The organism is Streptomyces sp. sk2.1, from assembly GCF_008120935.1.
Classification (GTDB): domain Bacteria; phylum Actinomycetota; class Actinomycetes; order Streptomycetales; family Streptomycetaceae; genus Streptomyces.
Genome location: NZ_RDBO01000020.1, coordinates 601,861 through 620,563 on the forward strand (window position 1 = coordinate 601,861; position 18,703 = coordinate 620,563).

Genomic DNA, 18,703 nt, shown 5'->3' on the forward strand with positions numbered 1-18,703 from the left:
GGCCCGGACGTCGAAGCTCGGACGTCGGAACTCAGACGTTGAAGCCCAGCGCGCGCAGCTGCTCGCGCCCGTCGTCCGTGATCTTGTCCGGGCCCCACGGCGGCATCCAGACCCAGTTGATCCGCAGTTCGTTGACGATGCCCTCGGTCGCGGACTTCGCCTGGTCCTCGATGACGTCGGTCAGCGGGCAGGCCGCGGACGTCAGCGTCATGTCGAGGGTGGCGATGTTGGCGTCGTCGATGTGGATGCCGTAGATCAGGCCGAGGTTGACGACGTCGATGCCCAGCTCGGGGTCGACGACGTCGTACAGGGCCTCACGGACCTCCTCCTCGGAGGCCGGCTTGATCGTCGGGCTCTCGTCGGTTGTCACCGTGTTCTCGCTCATGCCGTCTTCCCTTCGGACAGCGCTTTGGCCGTCGCGTCCTTCCACGCCATCCAGCTCAGCAGCGCGCACTTCACCCGGGCGGGGTACTTGGAGACGCCGGCGAACGCGACCGCGTCCTCCAGCACCTCCTCCATCGCGTCGTCCGGCTCCAGCTGGCCCTTCGACTGCATCAGCTCCAGGAAGGTCTCCTGGATCTTCTGCGCCTCGCCCAGTTCCTTGCCGACCAGCAGATCGTTCAGTACGGAGGCACTGGCCTGGCTGATGGAGCAGCCCTGACCCTCGTACGACACATCGGCGATGGTCTCGCCGTCGTACTTCACCCGGAGAGTGATCTCGTCGCCGCACGTCGGATTGACGTGGTGCACCTCGGCGTCGCCGTCCCGCAGGCCACGCCCGTGGGGGTGCTTGTAGTGGTCCAGGATCACTTCCTGGTACATGGAATCAAGCTTCACCAGTCAACCCTCAGCCGCTCGCCCATTTATCCGAAAAAGTTCCGTACGTGCTCCAGACCGTCCACCAGGGCGTCGACCTCGGCGGGCGTGGAGTACAGATAGAACGACGCCCGCGTGGTCGCAGGAATTCCGTACCGCAGGCAGACCGGCCGTGCGCAGTGGTGTCCGACCCGGACGGCGATGCCCTGTTCGTCCAGCACCTGACCCACGTCGTGCGGGTGGATGTCACCCAGCGTGAAGGAGATCGTGGCGCCCCGGTCCTCGGCCGTGGACGGGCCGATGATCCTGAGGTCGGGCACCTCCAGCAGCCGCTTCACCGCGTACTCGGTGATCGCGTGCTCGTGCCGGCTGATCTTCTCCATGCCGATCGCCGAGAGGTAGTCCACGGCCGCGCCGAGGCCGACGGCCTGCGCGATCGGGGGCGTACCGGCCTCGAACTTGTGCGGCGCGGGGGCGTACGTCGACGAGTGCATCGACACGGTCTCGATCATCTCGCCGCCGCCCAGGAACGGCGGCAGGTCCTCCAGGAGCTCCTGCCGTCCCCAGAGCACGCCGATGCCGGTCGGGCCGACCATCTTGTGGCCGGTGAAGGCCACGAAGTCGGCCTGCAGCGCCTGCACGTCGAGCACCATGTGCGGGGCGGCCTGCGAGGCGTCGATGCAGACCAGGGCGCCGACCTGCTGGGCCCGGCGGATGATCTTCTCGACCGGGTTGATCGTGCCCATGATGTTGGAGACCAGGGTGAAGGAGACGATCTTCGTCTTCTCCGTGATGATCTCCTCGATGTTGGACAGGTCGAGGCGGCCGTCGTCGGTGATGCCGAACCACTTCAGCTTCGCGCCGGTGCGCTGCGAGAGCAGCTGCCACGGCACGATGTTGGAGTGGTGCTCCATCTCCGTGGTGACGATCTCGGTGTCGTGGTCCACCCGGTAGGGCTCGTCGGCCCAGCCGAGCATGTTGGCCACGAGGTTGAGCGACTCGGAGGCGTTCTTGGTGAAGATCACCTCGTCGCGGCTGGGCGCGTTGATGAACGCGGCGACCTTGTCACGGGCGCCCTCGTACAGCGCCGTGGCCTCCTCCGCGATCGTGTACACACCGCGGTGCACGTTGGCGTTGTGCCGCTCGTAGTACTCGTTGAGGGCGTCGAGCACCTGGCGCGGCTTCTGCGAGGTCGCCGCGCTGTCCAGGTAGACGACCTTCTTCCCGTCGTGGACCGTCCGATCCAGCAGGGGGAAGTCCTTGCGGATCGCCTCGGTGTCGAGGAGGCCCGGCAGCTGTGTCACGCGGAAGCGCCACCCTTCACATATGCCTCGTAGCCCTCGTTCTCCAGCTTGTCGGCGAGCTCGGCGCCGCCGGACTCGGCAATGCGGCCGTTGGCGAAGACGTGCACGAAGTCGGGCTTGATGTAACGGAGGATCCGCGTGTAGTGCGTGATCAGCAGGGTGCCGACCTCACCGGTCTCGCGGACCCGGTTGACTCCCTCGGAGACGATGCGCAGGGCGTCGACGTCCAGGCCGGAGTCGGTCTCGTCGAGGATCGCGACCTTCGGCTTGAGGAGCTCCAGCTGAAGGATCTCGTGGCGCTTCTTCTCACCGCCGGAGAAGCCCTCGTTGACGTTGCGCTCGGCGAACGCCGGGTCCATCTGGAGCCGGCCCATCGTCTCCTTGACCTCCTTCACCCAGGTGCGCAGCTTGGGCGCCTCGCCGCGGACGGCGGTGGCGGAGGTGCGCAGGAAGTTGGAGACCGAGACGCCGGGGATCTCGACCGGGTACTGCATGGCCAGGAACAGACCGGCGCGGGCGCGCTCGTCGACGGACATCTCCAGGACGTCCTCGCCGTCCAGGGTCACCGAGCCGCTGGTGATCGTGTACTTGGGGTGACCCGCGAGGGAGTACGCGAGGGTGGACTTGCCGGACCCGTTGGGGCCCATGATGGCGTGGGTCTCGCCCTGCTTCACGGTCAGGTCGACGCCCTTGAGGATCTCCTTCGTGGCGTTGTCGGCCTCGACGGAGACGTGCAGGTCGCGAATTTCAAGCGTTGCCATGGGTGACTCAGGACTCCTGGGTGACGGAGACGAGCACATCGTCCCCTTCGATCTTGACGGGGTATACGGGGACGGGGCGCGTCGCGGGAAGGCCGGACGGCTTGCCGGTGCGGAGGTCGAAGCTGGAACCGTGCAGCCAGCACTCGATGGAGCAGTCCTCGACCTCTCCCTCGGACAGCGAGACGTTCGCGTGCGAGCAGATGTCGTTGATCGCGAACACCTCGCCCTCGGTGCGGACGACGGAGACCGGGACGCCGTCGAGCTCCACCCGCTTCGGGGTGTCGTCCTCCAGCTCACTCAGCGCGCACGCTTTCACGAAGGCCATCAGACGGAAGCCTTCAGCTCGGCCTCGATCTTCTCCATCAGCCGCTCCTCGACGTCCGGCAGACCGATCTGCTGGACCAGCTCGGCGAAGAAGCCGCGCACCACGAGCCGGCGGGCCTCCTCGGCCCCGATGCCCCGGGACATGAGGTAGAAGAGCTGCTCGTCGTCGAAGCGGCCGGTCGCGGAGGCGTGGCCGGCGCCGACGATCTCGCCGGTCTCGATCTCCAGGTTCGGCACCGAGTCGACCCGCGCGCCGTCCGTGAGGACGAGGTTGCGGTTCATCTCGTAGGTGTCGGTGCCCTCGGCCGCGGCCTGGATGAGGACGTCGCCGATCCACACCGCGTGCGCGCCGTCGCCCTGGAGCGCGCCCTTGTAGGCGGCGTTGGACTTGCAGTGCGGGGTGTTGTGGTCGACCAGGAGGCGGTGCTCCTGGTGCTGACCCTTGTCGGTGAAGTACAGCCCGAAGAGCTCGGCCTCGCCGCCGGTGCCCGCGTAGTTGACGCGCGGGTGGAGCCGGACCAGGTCGCCGCCGAAGGTGACGACGATCGACTTGAACGAGGCGTCCCGTCCGACCAGCGCGTTGTGCTGGCCGACGTGGACCGCGGTCTCGTCCCAGTCCTGCACGGAGACGACGGTGAGCTTGGCGCCGTCGCCGAGGACGTAGTCCACGTTGGCGGCGAGCACCGCGTCACCGGTGTGGTCGATGACGACGACGGCCTCGGCGAAGGCGCCCAGCTCGACGACCTGGTGGCCGTAGGCCACACCGCCCTCGCCGTGCACCGCGATCCGGATCGGCTCGGTGAGCACGGCCTCCTTGGGGACGGTGACCACGGACGCCTGCTCGAAGGAGCTGTACGCCTGGGCGGCGACGCGGTCCACCGGGGTGCCGGCCCGGCCGAGCCGGGCGTCGTCGCGGCCGACGGTCTCGACCGTGACGCCCTCGGGGGCCTCGATCGCGACCTTCACGCCGCCGCCGGTGGCGACGGCCGTGCCGTCGTGCAGTCCGCGCAGCCGCTCCAGCGGGGTGAACCGCCACTCCTCCTCACGGCCGTGCGGGACCGGGAAGTCCGCGACGTCGAAGGACGGGGGGGCGCTCATGCGCGTGGCGACGGTCGACTCGGCGGCCACCGCGATGGAACCGGCGGTGGTGGAACCCGTCGGAAGATTCTGAGCCTCAGCCATGGCTGTCGTAGTGCTCGCTTTCTCTGTCAAAAGTCGGGGATTCGGTCGTCGGGCCTGGTCAGCCGACCGAACCCTCCATCTGCAGCTCGATCAGCCGGTTGAGCTCCAGGGCGTACTCCATCGGCAGTTCCTTGGCGATCGGCTCGACGAAGCCGCGCACGATCATCGCCATCGCCTCGAACTCCGTCAGACCGCGGCTCATCAGGTAGAAGAGCTGGTCCTCGGAGACCTTGGAGACGGTCGCCTCGTGCCCCATGGACACGTCGTCCTCGCGGACGTCGACGTACGGGTAGGTGTCCGAGCGCGAGATGGTGTCGACCAGCAGCGCGTCGCAGAGCACGTTGGACTTCGCGCCCGGGGCGCCCTCGCCGATCTCGATCAGACCGCGGTAGGAGGTGCGGCCGCCGCCCCGCGCCACCGACTTGGAGACGATGTTGGAGGAGGTGTTGGGCGCCATGTGGACCATCTTGGCGCCGGCGTCCTGGTGCTGGCCCTCGCCCGCGAAGGCGATGGACAGGGTCTCGCCCTTGGCGTGCTCGCCCATCAGGTAGACGGCCGGGTACTTCATGGTGACCTTGGAGCCGATGTTGCCGTCGACCCACTCCATGGTCGCGCCCTCGTAGGCCACGGCGCGCTTGGTGACCAGGTTGTAGACGTTGTTCGACCAGTTCTGGATCGTCGTGTAGCGGCAGCGGCCGCCCTTCTTCACGATGATCTCGACGACCGCGGAGTGCAGCGAGTCGGAGGAGTAGATCGGGGCGGTGCAGCCCTCGACGTAGTGGACGTAGGCGTCCTCGTCGACGATGATCAGCGTCCGCTCGAACTGGCCCATGTTCTCCGTGTTGATGCGGAAGTAGGCCTGCAGCGGGATGTCGACGTGGACGCCCTTGGGCACGTAGATGAACGAGCCGCCGGACCACACCGCCGTGTTCAGCGAGGCGAACTTGTTGTCGCCGACCGGGATGACGGTGCCGAAGTACTCCTTGAAGAGCTCCGGGTGCTCCTTCAGCGCGGTGTCGGTGTCGAGGAAGATGACGCCCTGCTCCTCCAGGTCCTCACGGATCTGGTGGTAGACGACCTCGGACTCGTACTGCGCGGCGACACCGGCGACCAGGCGCTGCTTCTCCGCCTCCGGGATGCCGAGCTTGTCGTAGGTGTTCTTGATGTCCTCGGGCAGGTCCTCCCAGGACTCCGCCTGCTTCTCCGTCGACCGCACGAAGTACTTGATGTTGTCGAAATCGATGCCCGACAGGTCCGAGCCCCAGCTGGGCATGGGCTTCTTGTCGAAGAGCCGCAGGCCCTTGAGGCGCAGCTTCAGCATCCACTCGGGCTCGTTCTTCTTCGCCGAGATGTCGCGGACGACATCCTCGGAGAGCCCGCGCTTGGCTGCGGCGCCTGCCGCGTCGGAGTCGGCCCAGCCGAATTCGTACGTACCCAGACCCTCGAGTTCGGGGTGGGCAGTCTCCGTGGGGAGCGTCATGCGGGGTTCCTCCCGGCCGTGCTTGCAGATGCTGAATTGGTGGTCTGTGGTGCTGCGTGGCCGCTGCGCGGAATGTACGTCGTGCACACCCCGTCGCCGTGGGCGATGGTGGCCAGACGTTGCACATGCGTCCCGAGGAGGGTGGAGAAGAACTCCGTCTCCGCCTCGCACAGCTGCGGGTACTGCTCGGCGACGTGGGCGACCGGGCAGTGGTGCTGGCACAGCTGCTCGCCCTGCTGCGGGCCGGGCGCGCTACGCGCCGTAGCAGCGTACCCGTCGGCGGAGAGGGCCTTGGCCAGCGCTTCGGTGCGGGCCCCGGGGTCCGCCGCCTCGACCGCGGCGCGGTACGCGCCGGACTGGGCCTCGATCCTGGACCGGGCGAAGGCGGCGACCGCCTCCTCGCCCGCGTTCTCCGCGATCCAGCGCAGGGCGTCCGCCGCGAGCTGGTCGTAGGACTGGTCGAAGGCGTCCCGTCCGCAGTCGGTGAGGACGAACACCTTGGCGGGCCGGCCACGGGTCCGTGCCCCGTACACCCGCTGCTCACGGGCCTCGACGACGCCGTCGGTGACGAGGGCGTCGAGGTGGCGGCGGACGGCCGCCTGGGTGAGGCCGAGGCGCTTCGCCAGCTCGGCGACGGTGGACGGGCCGTGGTCCAGGATGGAGCGCGCGACCCGGTTGCGCGTGGAGCGTTCTCCGGTCGCGAGTTCCTCCTGGGGAGCCTCGCCGACGTATTTCACAACGCCATTGTTGCGTAATTAATCGGGCAGTGACAACCCGCTCCCTGACCGGTGACGATGATGCGCATCACTCAGGTAAGGCTTACCTGGCCTGCCGAAATGATCATTGGCGGGCCGGTTCCGCCCGCTCCCCGGGCGCCCCGGCGGCACCGGCGTCCACCCGGTGGAAGCCGTCGGGCGGGCCGTCGAAGCGGTACTCATGGGCACCCCGGCGGGCGCTGCGGCACGGCTCCGGGGCGGCGGTTCCGGTGACCGCCCCGGCCGTGGAGACCCTGCCGGTGGGGCCGGGGCGGCCGTACGAGCCGGCCCGGTGCCCCGGTCGGGCCGCCGGCCGTCACCGCGCGTGTCGGCAAGGACGGCGGCCCCGGCGTCGACGGCCACCCGGCGGGCGGGCACGACGCTCTCCGGCAGCGGTTCGAGACCCCCGGGGTCCGGCCGGCCCCGGGCGCCCCGGAGCGTGCCGGTGAGCGCCGGGCCCGGTGTCGCGCCCGCGGTACCGACGGTGGGCGCCGGCTCCCGGGTACCGCCCGACATGGGGCCTCCGGAGGCCGGGCCTTCTTACCTGCCGCGCAGGGCGTCGCGGAGCCGCCGCCCGGCGCTGCGGTCGGTGGCCGCGGCCGTGCGGCGCCGGGGGCGACGGCGTACGCCGTGCGGGTGGCCGGGACCCGGCCGGGGCCGGCACCGCGTCGGCGGTGGTGGTCCCGGCGGCCCCGGCGCTGCGGTCGGTGGCCGCGGCCGTGCGGCGCCGGGGGCGACGGCGTACGCCGTGCGGGTGGCCGGGACCCGGGCGAGGCGATCGCCGTCGGCGCCGGTGACGCCTCCGTGTCCGCTTCGTACCGTGACGCGACCGGCCCCGCGCCCGGCCTCCCCCGCGCCGCTCCTTAGACTTGGCCACCATGCGAAGCGAGCCCGTCCTCCGGATCGAACGTCTGGTGAAGCGGTACGGAGACAAGACCGCGGTCGACGGTCTCGATCTGACCGCGCAGCCCGGCATCACCGCCGTCCTCGGCCCCAACGGCGCGGGCAAGACCACCACCGTCGAGACCTGCGAGGGCTACCGCCGCCCGGACTCCGGGACGGTACGGGTCCTCGGCCTCGACCCGGTCGCCGACTCCGCGCGGCTGCGACCCCGGATCGGCGTGATGCTCCAGTCGGGCGGCGTCTACTCCGGGGCCCGCGCCGACGAGATGCTCCGCCACATGGCGAAGCTGCACGCCCACCCGCTGGACGTCGACGCGCTGATCGAGCGCCTCGGCCTCGGCGGCTGCGGCCGCACCACCTACCGGCGGCTCTCCGGCGGCCAGCAGCAGCGGCTCGCCCTGGCCATGGCCGTGGTCGGGCGGCCCGAGCTGGTCTTCCTGGACGAGCCGACCGCCGGCCTCGACCCGCAGGCCCGCCGCTCCACCTGGGACCTGGTGCGCGAGCTGCGCTCCGACGGCGTCTCGATCGTCCTCACCACGCACTTCATGGACGAGGCCGAGGAGCTCGCCGACGACGTCGCCGTCATCGACGCGGGCCGGGTCATCGCCCAGGGCAGCCCCGAGGAGCTGTGCCGGGGCGGCGCCGAGAACACCCTGCGCTTCACCGGGCGCCCCGGCCTCGACCTCGGTTCCCTGCTGAAGGCGCTGCCCGACGGCGCCGGGACGGCCGAGATCACGCCGGGCACGTACCGCATCACCGGCGACGTCGGCCCGGAGCTGCTGGCCACCGTCACCTCCTGGTGCGCCCAGCACGGGGTGATGCCGTCCGGCATCTCCGTGGAGCGGCACACCCTGGAGGACGTCTTCCTGGAACTGACCGGCAAGGAGCTGCGCGCATGAGCGCCGGTACGTACACCCCGCGGCCGGGCGCCGCCCCGCTGTCCCGCATGATCACCGCGCAGGCCGCCCTGGAGACGCGGATGCTGCTGCGCAACGGCGAGCAGCTGCTGCTGACCGTGGTCATCCCGACGCTGCTGCTGGTGCTGTTCAGCGCGGTCGACATCGTGGACACCGGCGCGGGCCGGTCCGTGGACTTCCTGGCCCCCGGCATCCTGGCGCTCGCCGTCATGTCCACGGCCTTCACCGGCCAGGCCATCGCCACCGGTTTCGAGCGGCGCTACGGGGTGCTCAAGCGGCTCGGCGCCTCGCCGCTGCCGCGCTGGGCGCTGATGACCGCCAAGACCCTCGCGGTGCTGGTCACCGAGGTGCTCCAGGTGGTGCTGCTGACGGCGATCGCGTTCGCGCTGGGCTGGTCGCCGCAGGGCAACCCGTTCGCCGTCCTGCTGCTGCTCGTGCTCGGCACCGCGGCCTTCTCCGGGCTCGGGCTGCTGATGGCCGGCACGCTCCGGGCGGAGGCCACGCTCGCCGCGGCCAACCTGGTCTTCCTGCTGCTGCTGGTGGGCGGCGGGGTGATCGTGCCGCTGGACAAGTTCCCGGACGCGGCGCAGTCGGTGCTGGGGCTGCTGCCGATCACGGCCCTGTCGGACGGTCTGCGCGACGTGCTGCAGAACGGCGCGTCGATGCCGTGGGGCGACCTCGGCGTCCTGCTGGTGTGGTCGGTGCTCGGGCTGGGCGCCGCGGCCCGGTTCTTCCGCTGGGAGTGAGCGGGGCCGCCCGCCGGGGGTGAGCGGACGGACGCGTTCCGTCGACGTTTCGCGCAACTCGTCCCCCTCGTGAAAGCTTGCACAAGCCGCCGCCTACGATGGTGCGCGTGCCCAAGCTGACCCGAGCCGAAGTCGCTCAAGCCGCGCGGAACCCGCTCCTCTACATCGCCGAGCGATGGACCCCGACCCCCCGCACGGTCCGCCGTGCGGCCATGTCGGCCGTCGTCATGTCCGTGCTCATCGTCGTGACCGGCGGCGCGGTGCGGCTGACCGGTTCCGGTCTCGGTTGCCCCACCTGGCCCAAGTGCACCGAGGAGAGCCTCACCGCCACGAGCGAGATGGGCCTGCACGGCGTCATCGAGTTCGGCAACCGGCTGCTGACCTACGTGCTGTGCGCGGCCGTCGGATGGGCGATCATCGCCGCCCGGTCCGCGAAGCCCTGGCGGCGCACCCTCACCCGGCTCGGCTGGCTGCAGTTCTGGATCGTCATGGGCAACGCCGTGCTCGGCGGGATCGTGGTGCTGGTCGGCCTCAACCCGTACACCGTCGCGGCGCACTTCCTGCTCTCCACGGCACTGCTGACCGTCGCGATGGTGACCTGGCACCGGATCGACGAGGGCGACGGGGAACCCCGGCCGCTGGTCGGCAAGGCGGTCTCCCAGCTGGCCTGGCTGCTCGCGGTCGCCGCGGGGCTGCTGGTCGCGGTCGGCACGGTGGTCACCGGGGCCGGACGGCACGCGGGCGACTCCAGCGACGTGCACCGCATCCCGATCGACTGGAAGCTGGTCTCGCAGCTGCACGCCGACCTGGCCTGGGTCGTGGTGGCGCTGACCGTCGCGCTCTGGTTCGTGCTCAAGGCCGTGGACGCGCCGGTCGGCCCGCGGCACCGCGCCCGTGAGCTCTTCCTGGTGCTGATGGCCCAGGGCGTGATCGGTTACGTCCAGTACTTCCTGGACACCCCGGAGCTCCTGGTCGGCCTGCACATGCTCGGTTCGTGCCTGGTGTGGATCGCGGTGGTGCGGGTGATGCTGTCGCTGCGCGAGCGGCCGGCGGCCGGGGCTGCGGTGCCCGGCCCCGCCGTGGAGCGGCCGGAGCCCGCCACCGCGGGCTGAGAGCCCGCCGGGGCCACCGGCCCCTCCCCGTACGCCGATCGCCGGACGGACCCGAGTGCGGGTCAGTCCGGCGATCGGCGTACGGGGGTCCGCTCGTCAGGCCTTGTCGGAGGGGCCGCCCACCTGGATGCCGGCCATCCGCGTCCATTCGTACGGACCGGTGCGGACCTTCGCGGCGAACTCGCCGTCGAAGTCCTCGTGCATCGTGATCCCGGCCTTGCGCGTGGCGCTCTCGGCGACCGCGTACGAGGGGGCCACCAGGTCGCCCCAGCCGCCGTCCTCGCCCACCAGCACGATGCGGGTGCCGTGCTCCCCGATGTAGGCGAGCTGTCCCTCCGCGCCGCCGTGCGCCTTGGAGAAGGCGCCGATCTGCTTGGCGAGCTTCGCCGCCCTGCGCTCCGCGCGGGCCGCCTGCTTGCCGCTCTCAACCTGGGTCTCTGCCGTCTCTGCCATGTCCAGAATGCTACCGACGGGTAGATCAACCGGCGACGGGCGGGGTGCGTGGCATGGGCCACGCACCCCGCCCGTCGGCAGGAGCGGAGAGGAGGCGGACTACCTCAGGAAGGGGTCGATCGCCACGGCGACGAAGAGCAGCGACACATAGGTGATCGACCAGTGGAACAGCCGCATCTCCTTGAGCTTGGCTCCGGTCACCCCGGCCTTGGCCCGGTTCTGCAGACCATGCGCCTCCCAGAGCCAGAAGCCGCCGGTCAGCAGCGCCACCACCGTGTAGAACCAGCCGGTGTAGCCCAGAGGGGTGAGCAGCAGCGAGACGGCCACCATCACCCAGCTGTAGACGACGATCTGGCGGGCCACCACCCGGTTGGACGCGATGACCGGGAGCATCGGGACGCCGACCCGGGCGTAGTCGTCCTTGACCTTCATGGAGAGCGGCCAGTAGTGCGGCGGCGTCCAGAAGAAGATGACGGCGAACAGGATGACCGCGGCCCAGGACATCGAGTTGGTCACCGCGGACCAGCCGATGAGGACCGGCAGACAGCCGGCGATGCCGCCCCAGACGATGTTCTGCGAAGTGCGTCGCTTGAGCAGCATCGTGTAGACGACGACGTAGAACAGGAGTGCGCCGAGTGACAGCGCGGCCGAGAGCCAGTTCACCAGCAGGCCGAACCAGACCGTCGAGATCACCGCGAGGGAGATCCCGAAGGCCATGCACTCGCGCGGACTCACCATGCCGGTGACCAGCGGTCGCTGCGCCGTACGGTCCATCAGCGCGTCGATGTCGCGGTCGATGTACATGTTCAGCGCGTTGGCACCGCCCGCGGAGAGGTATCCGCCGATGGTGGTAGCGAGAACGAGCCACAGATCGGGCACGCCCTGGGCCGCGAGGAACATCACCGGGACCGTGGTGATCAGCAGCAGCTCGATGATCCGAGGCTTGGTCAGTGCCACGAATGCCTTGACACGGGCCCCGAACGGGCGATGGCCCCCTGGGCTCGGAGTCAAGGCGACCCCTGCGGGTCGGGACTCGACGGCCGTCACGCACACCCCTGACAGAGAAATCCCAGCAAGCTCCGGGCGTGAAGGCCCGGTAAAGACTTGCGCGAACCAGACCACTGTAGACGTTGGGTACAGGCCGTTCTTCGCGGGGGTGTGGTCGTGTTGGGGTGGCTCTTCGAAAGAAGGAGCGGCTTCGCCGGGAGGCGAACTGCGCAGGTCGCCCGCACCCTTGAAAGCACTCGGAAATTGCGTGTTCCGTCAGGGGTAGGCTCGACAGCGCCCGGTGCGGTCACCAGTCACCGGTTTTCGACAGTGGAGAGGAGCCCTGACTCAGGGTGAGCACCAAGCCGACCACCACAGACCTCCAGTGGACCGAATTGGACCAGCGGGCCGTGGACACCGTCCGCGTCCTGGCCGCGGACGCCGTACAGAAGGTCGGAAACGGCCACCCTGGTACGGCGATGAGCCTCGCTCCCGCCGCGTACACCCTCTTCCAGAAGGTGATGCGGCACGACCCCGCCGACGCGGACTGGGTCGGCCGGGACCGGTTCGTGCTCTCGGCGGGCCACACCAGCCTGACCCTCTACATCCAGCTCTACCTGGCCGGATACGGTCTGGAGCTCGACGACCTGAAGGCCTTCCGCACCTGGGGCTCGAAGACCCCCGGCCACCCGGAGTACGGCCACACCACCGGCGTCGAGACGACCACCGGGCCGCTGGGCCAGGGTGTCGCCAACGCCGTGGGCATGGCGATGGCCGCCCGCTACGAGCGCGGTCTGTTCGACCCGGACGCGGCCCCCGGCACCTCTCCCTTCGACCACATGGTCTGGGTCGTCGCCGGTGACGGCTGCCTCCAGGAGGGCATCTCCGCGGAGGCGTCCTCGCTGGCCGGGCACCAGAAGCTCGGCAACCTGGTGCTGCTGTGGGACGACAACCACATCTCCATCGAGGGCGACACGGAGACCGCGGTCTCCGAGGACACCCTGAAGCGGTACGAGGCGTACGGCTGGCACGTCCAGCGCGTGGAGCAGCTGCCCAACGGCGACCTGGACCCGGCGGGTCTGTACGCGGCGCTGCAGGCGGCCAGGGCCGAGACCGGGCGCCCGTCGTTCATCGCGGCCCGCTCGATCATCGCCTGGCCCGCGCCGAACGCCCAGAACACCGAGGCCTCGCACGGCTCGGCCCTCGGTGACGAGGAGATCGCCGCCACGAAGCGGGTCCTCGGTTTCGACCCGGAGAAGACCTTCGAGGTCGCCGACGAGGTCATCGCCCACACCCGCGAGGCGCTGGACCGCGGCCGCGAGGCCAGGGCGGAGTGGGAGAAGGGCTTCGCCGCGTGGCGCACCGCCAACCCCGAGCGCGCCGCCGAGTTCGACCGGATCTCCGCCGGTGAGCTGCCCGCGGGCTGGGAGGACAAGCTCCCGGTCTTCGAGCCGGGCAAGTCCGTCGCCACCCGTGCAGCTTCCGGCAAGGTGCTCCAGGCGCTCGGCGACATCGTCCCCGAGCTGTGGGGCGGCTCCGCCGACCTGGCGGGCTCGAACAACACCACGATCGACAAGACGTCGTCGTTCCTCCCGGCGGGCAACCCGCTGCCGGAGGCCGACCCGTACGGCCGCACGATCCACTTCGGCATCCGCGAGCACGCCATGGCCGCGGCCATGAACGGCATCGCGCTGCACGGCAACACCCGCATCTACGGCGGCACCTTCCTGGTGTTCTCCGACTACATGCGCAACGCCGTGCGCCTGTCCGCGCTGATGCACCTGCCGGTGACGTACGTGTGGACGCACGACTCGATCGGTCTGGGCGAGGACGGCCCGACCCACCAGCCGGTGGAGCACCTGGCCTCGCTGCGCGCCATCCCGGGCCTGAACATCGTCCGCCCGGCCGACGCCAACGAGACCTCCATCGCCTGGCGCGAGATCCTGCGCCGGTACACCAAGGAGTTCGGCAAGGGCACCCCGCACGGCCTGGCGCTGACCCGTCAGGGTGTGCCGACGTACGAGGCGAACGAGGACGCGGCCCGCGGCGGCTACGTGCTCCGCGAGGCCGAGGGCGGCGAGCCCCGGGTCCTGCTGATCGGCACGGGCTCCGAGGTGCACCTCGCCGTGGAGGCGCGCGAGGAGCTCCAGGCGGCCGGCATCCCGACCCGGGTGGTCTCGATGCCGTCGGTCGAGTGGTTCGAGGAGCAGGACCAGGCGTACAAGGACAGCGTGCTGCCGCCGTCGGTGAAGGCGCGCGTCGCCGTGGAGGCCGGCATCGGCCTGACCTGGTACCGGTACGTCGGTGACGCCGGCCGGATCGTGTCGCTGGAGCACTTCGGCGCCTCGGCCGACGCCAAGGTCCTCTTCCGCGAGTTCGGCTTCACCGGCGAGCACGTCGCCGCCGTCGCGCGGGAATCCCTCGCGGCCGCCACGCGCTGACGCCGTTATACGACTAGTAGGAGATGCAATTCTCATGACAGACGCACTCAAGCGCCTCTCCGACGAGGGCGTGGCGATCTGGCTCGATGACCTGTCGCGCAAGCGGATCACCTCGGGCAACCTGGCCGAGCTGATCGACGAGCAGCACGTCGTGGGCGTCACCACCAACCCGTCGATCTTCCAGAAGGCCATCTCTTCGGGCGACGGCTACCAGCAGCAGCTCACCGACCTCGCCACCCGCAAGGTCACCGTCGACGAGGCGATCCGCATGATCACCACGGCCGACGTGCGGGACGCGGCCGACATCCTGCGTCCGGTCTTCGACGCCACGGACGGCCAGGACGGCCGGGTCTCCATCGAGGTCGACCCGCGGCTGGCCCACCACACCGCCGCCACCGTCGCCGAGGCCAAGCAGCTGGCCTGGCTGGTGGACCGGCCCAACACGCTCATCAAGATCCCGGCGACGAAGGCCGGTCTCCCGGCGATCACCGAGGTCATCGGCAAGGGCATCAGCGTCAACGTCACGCTGATCTTCTCGCTGGAGCGCTACCGCGAGGTCATGGACGCCTACCTGGCGGGTCTGGAGAAGGCGAAGGCCGCGGGCCTGGACCTGTCCGAGATCCACTCGGTGGCCTCGTTCTTCGTGTCCCGCGTGGACACCGAGATCGACAAGCGGCTCGACGCGATCGGCACCGACGAGGCCAAGGCCCTCAAGGGCAAGGCGGCTCTCGCCAACGCCCGCCTCGCCTACCAGGCGTACGAGGAGGTCTTCGGCTCGGAGCGCTGGGCCGCCCTGGACCGGGCGCACGCCAACAAGCAGCGTCCGCTGTGGGCCTCGACCGGCGTCAAGGACCCCGCGTACAAGGACACCCTGTACGTCGTCGACCTGGTCGCCCCCGGCACGGTGAACACCATGCCCGAGGCCACCCTGGACGCCACGGCCGACCACGGGGAGGTCACCGGCGACACCGTCACCGGCACCTACGAGCAGTCCCGCGCCGAGCTGGACGCCGTGGCGGCGCTCGGGATCTCCTACGACGACGTCGTCCAGCTGCTGGAGGACGAGGGCGTGGAGAAGTTCGAGGCGTCCTGGATCGACCTGCTCAACTCGACCGAGGCGGAGCTCAAGCGCCTCGCCCCTTCGGAGGGCTGACCACCTTGTCCGGTGTTCCCGGAGCCAATCCGCTTCGTGACCCCCAGGACCGACGGCTCCCGCGCATCGCGGGGCCGTCGGGTCTGGTGATCTTCGGTGTCACGGGTGATTTGTCCCGCAAAAAGCTGATGCCCGCCGTCTATGACCTGGCCAACCGCGGCCTGCTGCCGCCGGGCTTCTCGCTCATCGGTTTCGCCCGCCGCGAGTGGCAGGACGAGGACTTCGCACAGGAGGTCCACGACGCCGTCAAGCAGCACGCCCGCACGCCGTTCCGCGAGGAGGTCTGGCAGCAGCTCATCCAGGGGATGCGCTTCGTCCAGGGCAACTTCGACGACGACGAGGCCTTCGAGCAGCTGAAGACCACGATCCAGGAGCTCGACAAGGCGCAGGGCACGGGCGGCAACTTCGCCTTCTACCTGTCCGTGCCGCCGAAGTTCTTCCCCAAGGTGGTCCAGCAGCTCAAGAAGCACGGACTCGCCGACCAGAAGGAGGGCTCCTGGCGGCGCGCCGTCATCGAGAAGCCCTTCGGCCACGACCTGGCGAGCGCTCAGGAGCTCAACCAGATCGTGCACGACGTGTTCCCGCCCAACGAGGTCTTCCGGATCGACCACTACCTGGGCAAGGAGACGGTCCAGAACATCCTGGCGCTGCGGTTCGCCAACACGATGTTCGAGCCGATCTGGAACCGGTCGTACGTCGACCACGTGCAGATCACGATGGCCGAGGACATCGGCATCGGCGGTCGTGCCGGGTACTACGACGGCATCGGCGCAGCCCGTGACGTCATCCAGAACCACCTGCTCCAGCTGCTCGCGCTGACCGCCATGGAGGAGCCCGGCTCCTTCCACCCGAAGGCCCTGGTCGCCGAGAAGCTCAAGGTGCTCACGGCGGTGGAGCTGCCGGAGGACCTGGGCAAGCACACCGTGCGCGGCCAGTACGCGCACGCCTGGCAGGGCGGCGAGGAGGTCCTCGGCTATCTGGAGGAGGACGGCATCGACCCCAAGTCGACGACCGACACCTTCGCCGCGATCAAGCTGACGATCAACAACCGCCGCTGGGCGGGCGTGCCGTTCTACCTCCGTACCGGCAAGCGGCTCGGCCGCCGGGTCACGGAGATCGCGGTCGTCTTCAAGCGGGCCCCCTACCTGCCCTTCGAGTCCGGCGCGACCGAGGAACTGGGCGGCAACGCCCTGGTCATCCGGGTCCAGCCGGACGAGGGCGTGACCGTGCGCTTCGGCTCCAAGGTGCCCGGCACCTCGATGGAGGTCCGGGACGTCACGATGGACTTCGCGTACGGCGAGTCCTTCACGGAGTCCAGCCCGGAGGCGTACGAGCGGCTCATCCTCGACGTGCTGCTCGGCGACGCCAACCTCTTCCCCCGGCACCAGGAGGTCGAGCTCTCCTGGAACATCCTCGACCCGATCGAGGAGTACTGGGACGAGCACGGCAAGCCCGCGCAGTACCCGGCCGGCACCTGGGGTCCGGCCGAGGCCGACGAGATGCTCGCACGAGACGGACGGAGCTGGCGCCGGCCATGAAAATCGATCTCACGGAGACCACTTCCAGCAAGATCAACCAGGCGCTGGTGTCGGCCCGCCGCGCCATCGGCACCCCGGCCATCGGCATGGTGCTCACCCTGGTCATCGTCACCGACGAGGAGAACGCGTACGACGCGCTCAAGTCGGCCGGCGACGCATCGCGCGAGCACCCCTCGCGGATCATCGCGGTGATCAAGCGGGTCAGCCGCTCGCCGCGCAGCCGCCGCGACGCCCGGCTCGACGCCGAGGTGCGCGTGGGTTCCGACGCGGGCACCGGCGAGACGGTCGTGCTGCGGCTCCACGGGGAGCTGGCCAACCACGCCCAGTCGGTGGTCCTGCCGCTGCTGCTGCCGGACGCCCCGGTCGTGGTCTGGTGGCCCCAGGACGCGCCCGCCGACCCGGCGAAGGACCCGCTGGGCGCGCTCGCCCAGCGCCGGATCACGGACGCGTACGCGGCGGAGCACCCGGGCCGGGAGCTGGCCGTCCGCGCCGACTCCTACACCCCGGGCGACACCGACCTGGCCTGGACCCGCATCACGCCGTGGCGCTCGATGCTGGCGGCCTCGCTCGACCAGCAGTCCGCCCGGGTCGTCTCCGCGACCGTCGAGGGCGAGTCGGAGAACCCGAGCTGCGAGCTGCTCGCCATGTGGCTCGCGGACCGGCTCGGGGTCCCGGTGGAGCGCACCGTGTCCGCCGGCCCCGGTCTGACGGCCGTGCGGATGGAGACCAAGAACGGCGTCATCGTCCTGGACCGTCCCGACGGTTCGCTGGCCACGCTCTCGATGCAGGGCCAGCCGGACCGCGCGGTGGCGCTCAAGCGGCGGGACACCGCCGAGCTGCTCGCCGAGGAGCTGCGGCGTCTGGACCCGGACAACACGTACGCGTCGACGGTGCGGTTCGGCACGGAGAAGCTCGGCGGGGCGGCGGAGCCGCAGCGGGCCGAGCCCGCTCCCGCCGCCGCGGCTGCGGCCACCGCTCCGGCCCCGGCTGCGGCCACCGCTCCGGCCCCGGCTCCGGCGAAGAAGTCGGCGGCCAAGAAGGCGGCGTCGAAGTGAGCACCCCGCAGCTCGTCGTGCACCGCGACAAGGAGCTGATGGCCCGGGCCGCCGCGGCCCGGCTGATCACCCGGGTCGTGGACGCCCAGGCCGCGCGCGGTCACGCCTCGGTGGTGCTGACCGGCGGGCGCAACGGCAACGGCCTGCTGGCCGCGCTCGCCGACGCGCCCGCCCGGGACGCGATCGACTGGTCGCGGCTCGACCTGTGGTGGGGCGACGAGCGGTTCCTGCCGGAGGGCGATCCGGAGCGCAATGTCACGCAGGCCCGTACGGCCCTGCTGGACTCGGTGCCGCTGGACCCGTCCCGGGTGCACGCGATGCCCGCATCGGACGGCCCGTTCGGCAACGACGCCGACGCGGCGGCGGCCGGATACGCCGCCGAGCTGGCCGCCGCGGCCGGTCCGGAGGACCACGGTCCGGTGCCGACGTTCGACGTGCTGATGCTGGGCGTCGGCCCGGACACGCACGTCGCGTCGCTCTTCCCGGAGCTGCCCGCGGTCCGGGAGACCGAGCGCACCGTCGTCGGTGTGCACGGCGCCCCCAAGCCGCCGCCCACCCGCGTCTCGCTCACGCTGCCCGCGATCCGGGCGGCGCGCGAGGTGTGGCTGCTCGCCGCGGGCGAGGACAAGGCGGAGGCCGCGGAGATCGCGCTCTCGGGCGCCGGGGAGATCCAGGCCCCGGCGGCCGGTGCGTACGGGCGCGGCCGCACCCTGTGGCTGATGGACGCGGCGGCCGCCTCCCGGCTGCCGCGCGCCCTGTACCCACCCGCCTCGGCC

The 18,703-nt window shown here is 70.5% G+C and carries 18 protein-coding genes; 8 read left to right on the plus strand and 10 right to left on the minus strand.

The window, feature by feature from the left end; all coding sequences use genetic code 11:
• Positions 1 to 31: 31 nt before the first annotated feature.
• Genes EAO76_RS06185 through EAO76_RS06220 form a run of 8 tightly spaced genes read right to left on the minus strand, consistent with a single transcriptional unit; the run spans position 32 to position 6,604 of the window.
• Positions 32 to 385, minus strand: a complete 354-nt coding sequence (locus EAO76_RS06185; protein ID WP_148834119.1) for a metal-sulfur cluster assembly factor — start codon at positions 383 to 385, stop codon at positions 32 to 34.
• Positions 382 to 837 carry a Fe-S cluster assembly sulfur transfer protein SufU gene (gene sufU, locus EAO76_RS06190; RefSeq protein WP_148834121.1) on the minus strand — a complete coding sequence of 152 codons (456 nt, stop codon included), beginning with the start codon at positions 835 to 837 and terminating at the stop codon, positions 382 to 384. Before sufU ends, EAO76_RS06185 begins: the two co-directional genes overlap by 4 nt.
• A 26-nt stretch (positions 838 to 863) precedes the next feature.
• The gene (locus EAO76_RS06195; protein ID WP_148834123.1) at positions 864 to 2,120 is read right to left on the minus strand and encodes a cysteine desulfurase; all 1,257 of its coding nucleotides are present in this window, start codon (positions 2,118 to 2,120) and stop codon (positions 864 to 866) included.
• Entirely contained in the window at positions 2,117 to 2,881 is a 765-nt protein-coding gene (sufC, locus tag EAO76_RS06200) for a Fe-S cluster assembly ATPase SufC (RefSeq protein WP_148834125.1), read from the minus strand. Before sufC ends, EAO76_RS06195 begins: the two co-directional genes overlap by 4 nt.
• Before the next feature lie 7 nt (positions 2,882 to 2,888).
• The gene (locus tag EAO76_RS06205) at positions 2,889 to 3,206 is read right to left on the minus strand and encodes a bifunctional 3-phenylpropionate/cinnamic acid dioxygenase ferredoxin subunit (RefSeq protein WP_148834126.1); all 318 of its coding nucleotides are present in this window, start codon (positions 3,204 to 3,206) and stop codon (positions 2,889 to 2,891) included.
• Entirely contained in the window at positions 3,206 to 4,387 is a 1,182-nt protein-coding gene (sufD, locus tag EAO76_RS06210; protein WP_148834129.1) for a Fe-S cluster assembly protein SufD, read from the minus strand. Before sufD ends, EAO76_RS06205 begins: the two co-directional genes overlap by 1 nt.
• A 58-nt stretch (positions 4,388 to 4,445) precedes the next feature.
• Entirely contained in the window at positions 4,446 to 5,867 is a 1,422-nt protein-coding gene (gene sufB, locus EAO76_RS06215; RefSeq protein WP_148834131.1) for a Fe-S cluster assembly protein SufB, read from the minus strand.
• Entirely contained in the window at positions 5,864 to 6,604 is a 741-nt protein-coding gene (locus tag EAO76_RS06220) for a metalloregulator ArsR/SmtB family transcription factor (RefSeq protein WP_148834133.1), read from the minus strand. Before EAO76_RS06220 ends, sufB begins: the two co-directional genes overlap by 4 nt.
• Before the next feature lie 896 nt (positions 6,605 to 7,500).
• Between EAO76_RS06220 and EAO76_RS06225 the strand changes: the two genes are divergently transcribed.
• The 3 genes from EAO76_RS06225 to EAO76_RS06235 all read left to right on the plus strand — a co-directional run bounded on the left by EAO76_RS06225 (position 7,501) and on the right by EAO76_RS06235 (position 10,300).
• On the plus strand, positions 7,501 to 8,424 hold the full coding sequence (locus EAO76_RS06225) for an ABC transporter ATP-binding protein (protein ID WP_148834135.1): 924 nt from the start codon (positions 7,501 to 7,503) through the stop codon (positions 8,422 to 8,424).
• Positions 8,421 to 9,188 carry an ABC transporter permease gene (locus EAO76_RS06230; protein ID WP_148834137.1) on the plus strand — a complete coding sequence of 256 codons (768 nt, stop codon included), beginning with the start codon at positions 8,421 to 8,423 and terminating at the stop codon, positions 9,186 to 9,188. The genes EAO76_RS06225 and EAO76_RS06230 overlap by 4 nt, the downstream gene beginning before the upstream one ends.
• A 98-nt stretch (positions 9,189 to 9,286) precedes the next feature.
• The gene (locus EAO76_RS06235) at positions 9,287 to 10,300 is read left to right on the plus strand and encodes a heme A synthase (RefSeq protein WP_148834139.1); all 1,014 of its coding nucleotides are present in this window, start codon (positions 9,287 to 9,289) and stop codon (positions 10,298 to 10,300) included.
• Positions 10,301 to 10,396: 96 nt separating this feature from the next.
• Here EAO76_RS06235 and EAO76_RS06240 read toward each other — a convergent pair whose 3' ends face one another.
• On the minus strand, positions 10,397 to 10,753 hold the full coding sequence (locus EAO76_RS06240; RefSeq protein ID WP_148834141.1) for a hypothetical protein: 357 nt from the start codon (positions 10,751 to 10,753) through the stop codon (positions 10,397 to 10,399).
• Positions 10,754 to 10,852: 99 nt separating this feature from the next.
• A complete protein-coding gene (locus EAO76_RS06245) occupies positions 10,853 to 11,806 on the minus strand; it encodes a heme o synthase (protein ID WP_187438475.1) in 954 nt (317 codons plus the stop codon).
• Positions 11,807 to 12,093: 287 nt separating this feature from the next.
• Between EAO76_RS06245 and tkt the strand changes: the two genes are divergently transcribed.
• The 5 genes from tkt to pgl form a co-directional block, all read left to right on the plus strand.
• Entirely contained in the window at positions 12,094 to 14,181 is a 2,088-nt protein-coding gene (tkt, locus tag EAO76_RS06250; protein WP_148834143.1) for a transketolase, read from the plus strand.
• Between the two features lie 34 nt (positions 14,182 to 14,215).
• Positions 14,216 to 15,334 (plus strand): transaldolase, encoded by a 1,119-nt coding sequence (tal, locus tag EAO76_RS06255; RefSeq protein WP_148834145.1) that lies wholly within the window; start codon positions 14,216 to 14,218, stop codon positions 15,332 to 15,334.
• Positions 15,335 to 15,339: 5 nt separating this feature from the next.
• Positions 15,340 to 16,872 carry a glucose-6-phosphate dehydrogenase gene (gene zwf / locus EAO76_RS06260; protein WP_148834147.1) on the plus strand — a complete coding sequence of 511 codons (1,533 nt, stop codon included), beginning with the start codon at positions 15,340 to 15,342 and terminating at the stop codon, positions 16,870 to 16,872.
• Positions 16,869 to 17,927 carry a glucose-6-phosphate dehydrogenase assembly protein OpcA gene (opcA, locus tag EAO76_RS06265; protein ID WP_148834149.1) on the plus strand — a complete coding sequence of 353 codons (1,059 nt, stop codon included), beginning with the start codon at positions 16,869 to 16,871 and terminating at the stop codon, positions 17,925 to 17,927. The genes zwf and opcA overlap by 4 nt, the downstream gene beginning before the upstream one ends.
• A partial coding sequence (pgl, locus tag EAO76_RS06270) for a 6-phosphogluconolactonase (RefSeq protein WP_148835600.1) occupies positions 17,924 to 18,703 on the plus strand: 780 nt, incomplete at its 3' end. The genes opcA and pgl, both read left to right, overlap by 4 nt.

Bases quoted from the DNA above. Each gene is read 5' to 3' on its own strand.
- EAO76_RS06185 (WP_148834119.1), bottom strand. From the start codon at position 385: ATGAGCGAGAACACGGTGACAACCGACGAGAGCCCGACGATCAAGCCG.
- sufC (WP_148834125.1), bottom strand. From the start codon at position 2,881: ATGGCAACGCTTGAAATTCGCGACCTGCACGTCTCCGTCGAGGCCGAC.
- EAO76_RS06205 (WP_148834126.1), bottom strand. From the start codon at position 3,206: ATGGCCTTCGTGAAAGCGTGCGCGCTGAGTGAGCTGGAGGACGACACC.
- sufD (WP_148834129.1), bottom strand. From the start codon at position 4,387: ATGGCTGAGGCTCAGAATCTTCCGACGGGTTCCACCACCGCCGGTTCC.
- sufB (WP_148834131.1), bottom strand. From the start codon at position 5,867: ATGACGCTCCCCACGGAGACTGCCCACCCCGAACTCGAGGGTCTGGGT.
- EAO76_RS06225 (WP_148834135.1), top strand. From the start codon at position 7,501: ATGCGAAGCGAGCCCGTCCTCCGGATCGAACGTCTGGTGAAGCGGTAC.
- EAO76_RS06230 (WP_148834137.1), top strand. From the start codon at position 8,421: ATGAGCGCCGGTACGTACACCCCGCGGCCGGGCGCCGCCCCGCTGTCC.
- EAO76_RS06235 (WP_148834139.1), top strand. From the start codon at position 9,287: ATGGTGCGCGTGCCCAAGCTGACCCGAGCCGAAGTCGCTCAAGCCGCG.
- EAO76_RS06240 (WP_148834141.1), bottom strand. From the start codon at position 10,753: ATGGCAGAGACGGCAGAGACCCAGGTTGAGAGCGGCAAGCAGGCGGCC.
- tal (WP_148834145.1), top strand. From the start codon at position 14,216: ATGACAGACGCACTCAAGCGCCTCTCCGACGAGGGCGTGGCGATCTGG.
- opcA (WP_148834149.1), top strand. From the start codon at position 16,869: ATGAAAATCGATCTCACGGAGACCACTTCCAGCAAGATCAACCAGGCG.